The sequence below is a fragment of the Sphingobacterium sp. UDSM-2020 genome, from assembly GCF_016132525.1.
Classification (GTDB): Bacteria; Bacteroidota; Bacteroidia; order Sphingobacteriales; family Sphingobacteriaceae; genus Sphingobacterium; species Sphingobacterium anhuiense.
This window is the reverse complement of sequence record NZ_CP066166.1, coordinates 3,560,414-3,568,464: the sequence shown is the minus strand read 5'-3', so window position 1 is coordinate 3,568,464 and position 8,051 is coordinate 3,560,414. Positions and strand designations below refer to the sequence as shown.

Genomic DNA, 8,051 nt, shown 5'->3' with positions numbered 1-8,051 from the left:
GTCTTGTATTTTAATTTCTAATTCTAAAATTGAACAGGTTGATTTTTTTAACTTTCGTCGTTTCTCAACACTACTCGTTACGTTACATGATTATATTTTTAAAGAACTTCTGTCGCTTCCGCACCTCGCTTCGGCTTTTATGATGTCGGCATTGCGCCGTTATCGATCTTATTCTGTTTCCCTTCGTTTCCGTTGGGACTGCAAAGGTAGAAATCTTTTTGGTTTCTCCAAAATAAATGTGAAAATTTATTTTTTTTGTTTTCCTGCTGTTTCTGCGTTTAACCTGAATTAAACCCTTCTTTTTTCAGTGCCTCCCCTTTCGGATCAGCCGTTCCTCCCTTGCGGAGTGGTGCAAAGATAGGGACTTTTTATAATCACTTCCTAATCTTTTCCGGAAATAGTTTGCCTCGAAACGGTAAACAGCTTATAACCTGACCGATAAATTTATGGTTAAACATATAATTAATAGAAAATGTATAATCTCTGCTCAAAATCGATTGTCGATTATGTAGATTGTTTAGTGATATATCATATTTATAAATATCTTTATACATCTACAATAACCAAAATTAGTAATCAAAATGGCTAAAACTACCTTAAAAGATATCTCTAAAGCATTGAATATATCAATCTCAACCGTTTCCAAAGCTTTATCAGATAGTTATGAAATTAGTGAGAAGACCAAAAAGGTTGTTCAGGACTACGCTACAAAAATGAATTTTAGCGTTAATAAAGTGGCACAAAGTCTTAAAATCGGGAAAACAAATACTATCGGTGTCATTGTATGCGCGATTAATAATACATTTATAGCAGAAATACTAGACGGAATTCAAAAAGCATCTATCGAAACAGGCTTTGATATCATCATTATGCAGAGCAGAGAAGATATACAGGTTGAGAAATCCTGTATTGAAGTTTTAAACTCGAGAGGTATCGACGGACTTTTGATTTCACCAGTCAGCGAATCATCGAATCTGAGTTTATTGAAAGAATTACAAGAAAACGGAAAACCCATCGTTATTTTTGATAGAACAGTCAATCAATTAAAAACAGATAAAGTGGGTGCCAACAATTTCGACGGGGCTTATAAAGCTACCAAACACCTCCTCGAACAAGGACGTACAAATATCCTTCATATTACAGGACACCAATTAGGTGTTTCCAAAGACAGGTTAAACGGATATAAAGAAGCTTTAAGAGAATTTGAAATTCCACTAAAGCCCTATTACTTTATTGAGTGTAATATTCAAGATACCGCAATACTTGATAAACAAATCAAAAGCGCCATACAAAAAACACTAAACACAGAACATAAGCTAAATGCAATTTTTGGAGCCACCGATGTCATCACCACAAGAACACTCGGAATTCTAGCAGAACTCGGAATTAAGGTTCCGGAAGAAATTGCTGTTATTGGCTTTTCTAATATTTCTATTCCAACGTCACTCAACCCTGCATTGAGCAGAATCAAACAGCCTGCAAGTGAAATCGGACATACTGCAATGAAAAAACTCATTTATCTTATTAAGCGTCCATCACATAACGATTTTGAAACAATCGAACTAGAAACTACCCTGGAAATAAGAAAATCAAGTCTTTTGACTTGATTTTGCACCTCAGTTAGCTTTTTTACTTTTTAAAGTAGGCAACCGCATTGTGATAACAAATATCCGCGATAACCTTTCCAATCATATCGACATCATGCGGAAGGTAACCCTTGATGATATCTTCTGCAAAAATATTAGCAAGCAATCTTCTAAAATATTCGTGTCGAGAATAAGACAAGAAGCTTCTCGAATCGGTTAACATCCCAATAAAACAACTGATCAAACCATAATTAGAAAGTGCATTTATCTGTTCTGTCATACCATCCAACTGATCCTGATACCACCATCCTGAACCAAATTGAATTTTTCCCTTCATATTTCCGCCCTGAAAATTACCGATCATTGAACCAAAAACAGCATTATCAGCAGGATTAACATTATATATGATTGTTTTGGCCAATTGATCCTTTGTATCGAGATAATTAAAAAAATCTGCCATACGATCAGCTTGAGGGTAGTCCCCAATAGAATCATATCCCGTATCAGCACCCAAAATTGCGAGCTTCCCTTTATTTGTATCACGCAACGGGCCTAAATGAAATTGCTGCGCCCAATTTTTTGCATGGTACTTTGAGCATAATTCACTTAAAATATAAAAAACAAAGCTATCTTCCACTTCCAAAGCTCCGGTATCATCTCCATTGATCACGCGGATAAAAGTAGAATTCACTTCCGCTAAATTAAATGCCCCTTTTTTAGGCAGATATTTCAACCCATGATCTGAAGCCACACAACCCAAAGAGTCAAAATAATTAATTCGTTCATCAAGTGCTTCTAATAAAGAATCCAAGTGGTGTATTTTTATTCCGCTCACATCGGATAGTTTTTGCACATAAGCTCTAAATACATCTCCTTTCGATAATTGAAAAACCTTATCTGGGCGAAACGTCGGAAGTACTTTTGTGTTAAATTCAGTCTTTAAACTTAAAGCTTTATGAAATTCCAGACTATCAATTGGATCATCAGTTGTTCCCACCATCTCAACCTTAAAATGGTTCAAAAGTCCCTGAGTACTAAAACTCGGTTCCTTCAATTGTTCCCTTGTTTGTTCATAAATAGCATGTGAACTTTGAGTGTTGAGCAATTTGCTAATTCCAAATGGATTCTTAAGCTCCATATGTGTCCAATGATACAGCGGATTTCTCAATGTTTGAGGCACAATCTCCGACCATTTTTGAAATTTTTCAAAATCAGAAGCTTCTCCTGTAATATATTTCTCTTCAACTCCCAAAGTTCGCATAGCACGCCATTTGTAATGGTCACCAGAGAGCCAAATTTGAGCAAGATTGTCAAACTGATGATTATTGCTAATCTGATCAGGGGGAAGATGATTATGGTAATCTATAATAGGAAGATCTTTTGCATAATTATGATATAGCTGTTGTGCAATATCCGATTGCAGTATAAAATTATGATTGATAAAATCTGACATTCTTTTTTGTTTATTGACCTAAAATTCCATATTCTAATCCCCTGAGTTCTGCGAGCCCTCTCAAACGACCAATTGCAGAATATCCAGGATTCGTCTTCTTATTTAGATCATCCAACATTTGATGACCATGGTCAGGTCTAAAGGGAATAGGTCTGATTCGATTTTGATTTTCAGTGATCAAAATTTTCATCACAGCATACATATTTACATCACCATCTAAATGATCAGCTTCAAAGAAACTTCCTAAAGTGTCTTTCTTTACATTTCTCAGATGCGAAAAGTAAACTCTTTCTTTAACAACATCCAAAATGGATGCAACATCATTTGACTGACTAGCACCAAGGGAACCTGTGCAAAAGCAAATGCCATTAAACGGCTTATTAACACCTTCAAGTATTGCTACCAGATCAGATTGATTGCTCACAATACGTGGAAGACCTAAAATTGGATATGGCGGATCATCGGGATGTATAGTCATTTTAATCCCCTCCCTTTCACAAACGTCACTTATCGATGACAGGAAATGAAGCAAATTATTTAATAATCCCGTTCGACCAAGCTGACCATACACAGCAATGCTGTTATTCAGATCCTGTAGTGTAATATCATTTTCTCCAGGGATTCCCATCAAAACAACTTGTTCTAACGCATTAAGATCTTGCTGTGAATAAGAAGAAAATTTTTTTTCAACTCCTTCCAATATCACTGTTGTATAATCCTTGACTGCATCTATTCGCTTTAGTATATGAATATCAAATACGGCAAGGTCAATCCAATCAAAATATAAAGCTTTTGAACCATCTTTCATCAACAGATCTAATTGTGTTCTGGTCCAATCTAAAACAGGCATGAAATTATAAGTAATAATCTGAATTCCACATTTCGCTAAATTCTCCAAAGACATCACATAGTTTTTAATATAATATGTGGCATCATTGCTTCCTGTTTTTATCGCCTCATGCACTGGAAGACTCTCTACGACCGACCAGACTAATCCACTATCTTCAATAATTCTTTTAAGCTCTAAAATATCTTCGACAGGCCAAACATCGCCATGGGCAATATGGTGCAATGCCGTTACAATACCTGTCGCACCAGCTTGTTTTATATCATCCAAGGAAACGGGATCATTAGGCCCATACCATCTCCAAGTTTGTTCAAGTTTCTTCATACCTTAAATTTATTAAACCCCACACCATGCGTTAAACCCGCCATCAACAAAAATCGTTTCACCAGTAACCAAAGCAGAAGCATCACTTAATAAGTAGACTAAAGTTCCTTTCAGTTCATCTGGCTCTCCTAAACGTTGATAAGGCATCGCATTAATAAATTTCTGCGCTCGGTCGGAATATGTACCATCGGGGTTTATCAGTAGGTTTCGATTTTGCTCTGTTAAAAATACCCCTGGTGCAATTGCATTGACACGTACCTTATCACCGTATCGTAAAGCTAATTCAACAGACATCCATTTCGTGTAGCCATCTACACCGTGTTTTGCAACCGTATACCCCAAAACTCTAGTTAATGGTCTACTTGCCGCAAGTGAGGAAATATTAACAATAGAACCCTTACCAGATTCAGCTATTACACGTCCAAAAATATGTGTCGGAATAATTGTTCCATTTAAATTAAGCTCAATTGCTTTCAGCGTATCTCTTATATCATGGTCAAAAAGATTTTGTTCAGGCTTTATTGTTGCTCCAGCAATATTACCGCCAGCAGCATTGACCAAACCGTCAATCGTACCCCATTTCGCTATTATTTCATCCCTAGCCCGTATCACGTCCTCTTCGTTCAAAACATCTACTTGTATTGCTAATGCCTCAGCACCTTTCGCCTCAATAGCCTGGACTCTTTCTTGGAGTTTTTCTCTATTTCTACCCAGTACTGCAACCTTTGCACCAGCTTCAGCCAAAGCATCTACAAAAGATTTTCCTAGAACTCCAGTTGCACCGGTAACCACAACAACGTGATTGTTCAATGAAAATTTATCCAATATCCCCATTTTATAATTGTTAGATTTAAAGTTACCAATTTTATGAAATAATTAATTCCTAAAGAAACATCCTTATAACTTTATTTACTCAAACGTTTTCGAAATTATAGACACAATCAATACAGAAATACAATTATTTATACTACTTTCGAAAAGTAAACTAATAACTTATGGATAAAAACACGGTCCTTTGCTTCGGAGAGATTCTTTATAGATTACAAGCAAAAGATGAATATTTTTTTAATGATGACCAATCGGTAGTCTATGCCTTTCCAGGAGGATCAGAAGCGAACGTTGCTGTGGCTCTTGCTTCGCTATCAATACCGACGACTTACGTGTCTGTCGCTCCCGATCACTCTTTGACCAAGGAGATTTTAAACACACTCAATCACAAAAACGTCGATACCTCCAAGTTTATATTTGGTGGCGAACGCTTAGGTTCTTACATTTTGCAATCGGCAAATGGTTTAACAAGCGGAGAGGTAATATACGATCGTAAGTACTCGTCATTTTCCACCCTTAAAACGGAAGATATTGATTGGGATGAACTATTTACCGACTGTTCATGGTTTCATTGGACAGCCTTAACACCTGCATTAAACGAGGAATTAGCACAGCTCATGCTAACAGCATTAAAAATAGCGCACGAAAAGAAAATCACCATATCTGTCGACCTCAATTATAGAAGCAGGTTATGGCAATATGGAAAACAGCCACTAGATATTATGCCTACATTAGTTTCATATTGCGATGTTATTATGGGAAATATTTGGGCTGAACACAAAATGCTTGGAACTGCTATTCATGAGCAGTTGGTCCGAACTACTTCTTCCAGCGAATATTTCGACTATTCCAGTTTAGTTGCCCAAGAAATATTTGAAAAATATCCCAAATGCAAACACATCGCTAATACGTTTAGATTTATGGATAACCCTAAACATAATCTATTTTACGGAACATATCATAGCCCTGCAGAAAATAAAATAAGTACTATTTTAGAGACAAATGACTTAATTGATCGTATTGGTAGCGGAGACGCCTTTATGGGCGGTTTAATTGCTGCTATTTATGACGGTAAGTCTGCTCAAGACATTATAGACACTGCAACCCAACTCGGATTCAAAAAACTATTTAACAAAGGTGATTTCATCAATTTATAATAATCAACATGCATACTATCCTATCTAAGATTGAAAGTTCTCCCATTATCCCCGTTTACTATCACGACGATATTGACCAATGTATTGCCATTTTAACATCATGTTATAATGGTGGAGTTCGCGTTTTCGAATTTGTTAATAGAGGCCCTGAAGCGCATAACAACTTTAAGGCTCTGCTTAAATATCGCGATGAAAATTTCAAAGATTTAAAGCTAGGAATTGGAACCATTAAAACGAAGCAACAAGCCCTAGATTTCATAAATATAGGAGCAGAATTTATTGTTAGTCCTATTGTGAAAGCAGAAATTGCAGATGTGACCTTAAAAAATAATATACTTTGGATACCGGGTTGCATGACTCCCACTGAAATTTCAGTTGCTGAAGAATTTGGTGCACCATTAGTAAAACTTTTCCCCGGTGATGCCTTAGGAGCAAATTTTTTGAAAGGCATCAAGCCTCTATTTCAATCATTGAAATTTATGCCTACAGGTGGTGTATCATTAGATGAAGAAAATCTATTAGCGTGGTTCCAAGCTGGAGTATCAGCAGTAGGTATGGGATCAAAATTATTTAATGGCCCGACAGAATCAGAAGAAAATAATTATATTGAAAATAGATTACAAAAAGCTTTTCAGTATATTGAAAGCATAAAATAGAGAAATAAAAAAAGCTCTAACTTTCGTTAGAGCTTTTTTTGTCGGGGTGGCAGGATTCGAACCTACGACCTCCACATCCCAAATGTGGCGCGATACCGGGCTACGCTACACCCCGAAAAGGTATCACCTTTTGTTTTATTGTGATGCAAATATACAGCGAATATTAGTAATGTCAAATTTATTTTTCACTTTGAACAATAAAAGACTGATTAGCTGATAAATAAATTTCAATTAACCGAAAAACAATCTCATATTTAAGGTGATTTATAAGATAATCTGCCTCTCCATGGTCTAAATCGATAATTTCTTAGAACATGTTTCTTCTCTAAAGAATAGCTTTTATCAGTCCATTCGCTATTACAAATGCTTAAATTGATTTCAAAAAAAAACAAAAATGAGTAAGTATAAACCTTTAAACTATGTAATAAATATCAATATTTTTGATTAGTTGAAAAGAGATTTACGTTCACTTGTTCCCATTTATCCTGAATAGATGTGCTATCTCTAGTTTTAAAACTAATTGTATACCTCGCCGATTTGCACTCATTCAGAAATCCTACTGATCTCCAATAGCCTGATTTCTGAATTATACAATAAGTAGCAACCATATATTTTAGCTAATTAATTTTAAAATCTAGGTTGAATTTCGATCAATTTTCAGGCTTATAAACCCATTTTCAACAGACACAACTACATGAGTAGCTTAAATTCTAAAGGCAATAAATTCTTAGAAGGAATGCAAGTGCCTTACAATTAACATTTTATATGTTGTTTAGAAATGAACAATCATTTACTAAATTTTTATTTATTGAAATATTCAAGATTACACCTCTAATTAATGAGTTCTTAAAGAAGCAAGTTAGAACAATGAAATAATCCGATTATTTAGAGAAAAACATAAAAGTACTTTAACTGTTTAAAAGTGTCAATAATTAGAGATCGGAAGATATAGTGAAAGTATGCTTGTCAGATAAGAAGAGGATATGAAAGCTGAATAGGTTAAATGATAAACATGAAGGCCCTGTAGAAGGCACTGGAAGAACAGGAACAGCCCTGTTCACAGCATAAAAAAGGTACAAACACAAAAAAGCCTCTGCTGTATAGCAAAGGCTTCTGTATAAAAAAAGGCACCGACCTACTCTCCCACCTGTTACGGCAATACCATCGGCTCTGGCGGGCTTGACTTCTCTGTTCGGAATG

At 35.7% G+C, this 8,051-nt stretch carries 8 protein-coding genes and 1 tRNA gene; 4 read left to right on the top strand and 5 right to left on the bottom strand.

What is annotated here, in order from left to right; translation table 11 throughout:
• A partial coding sequence (locus JAZ75_RS26025; protein ID WP_232789209.1) for a hypothetical protein occupies window positions 1-292 on the top strand: 292 nt, incomplete at its 5' end.
• Window positions 293-581: 289 nt separating this feature from the next.
• A complete protein-coding gene (locus JAZ75_RS14950) occupies window positions 582-1,607 on the top strand; it encodes a LacI family DNA-binding transcriptional regulator (protein WP_021191083.1) in 1,026 nt (341 codons plus the stop codon).
• 22 nt (window positions 1,608-1,629) lie between these two features.
• Here the strand turns inward: JAZ75_RS14950 and uxaC are convergent, their stop codons facing one another.
• From uxaC to JAZ75_RS14935, 3 genes are read right to left on the bottom strand one after another with little or no spacing between them, the layout of a single operon-like run.
• A complete protein-coding gene (uxaC, locus tag JAZ75_RS14945; RefSeq protein WP_208696367.1) occupies window positions 1,630-3,039 on the bottom strand; it encodes a glucuronate isomerase in 1,410 nt (469 codons plus the stop codon).
• A 10-nt stretch (window positions 3,040-3,049) separates the two neighbouring features.
• Entirely contained in the window at window positions 3,050-4,210 is a 1,161-nt protein-coding gene (gene uxuA / locus JAZ75_RS14940; RefSeq protein ID WP_183918227.1) for a mannonate dehydratase, read from the bottom strand.
• Window positions 4,211-4,222: 12 nt separating this feature from the next.
• Window positions 4,223-5,044, bottom strand: a complete 822-nt coding sequence (locus tag JAZ75_RS14935) for an SDR family oxidoreductase (protein ID WP_132846213.1) — start codon at window positions 5,042-5,044, stop codon at window positions 4,223-4,225.
• Between the two features lie 161 nt (window positions 5,045-5,205).
• On the opposite strand from JAZ75_RS14935, the gene JAZ75_RS14930 reads away from it, so the two are divergent.
• Complete coding sequence (locus JAZ75_RS14930) at window positions 5,206-6,195, top strand: sugar kinase (protein WP_208696366.1); 990 nt, start codon at window positions 5,206-5,208, stop codon at window positions 6,193-6,195.
• Between the two features lie 8 nt (window positions 6,196-6,203).
• Window positions 6,204-6,851, top strand: coding sequence for a bifunctional 4-hydroxy-2-oxoglutarate aldolase/2-dehydro-3-deoxy-phosphogluconate aldolase (locus JAZ75_RS14925; RefSeq protein WP_208696364.1), 648 nt, complete (start codon window positions 6,204-6,206; stop codon window positions 6,849-6,851).
• Window positions 6,852-6,892: 41 nt separating this feature from the next.
• Here the strand turns inward: JAZ75_RS14925 and JAZ75_RS14920 are convergent.
• Window positions 6,893-6,966 (bottom strand) — tRNA-Pro (locus tag JAZ75_RS14920).
• Between the two features lie 817 nt (window positions 6,967-7,783).
• Window positions 7,784-8,051: hypothetical protein (locus JAZ75_RS26020; protein ID WP_232789208.1), on the bottom strand; the 268-nt coding region annotated here is incomplete at its 5' end.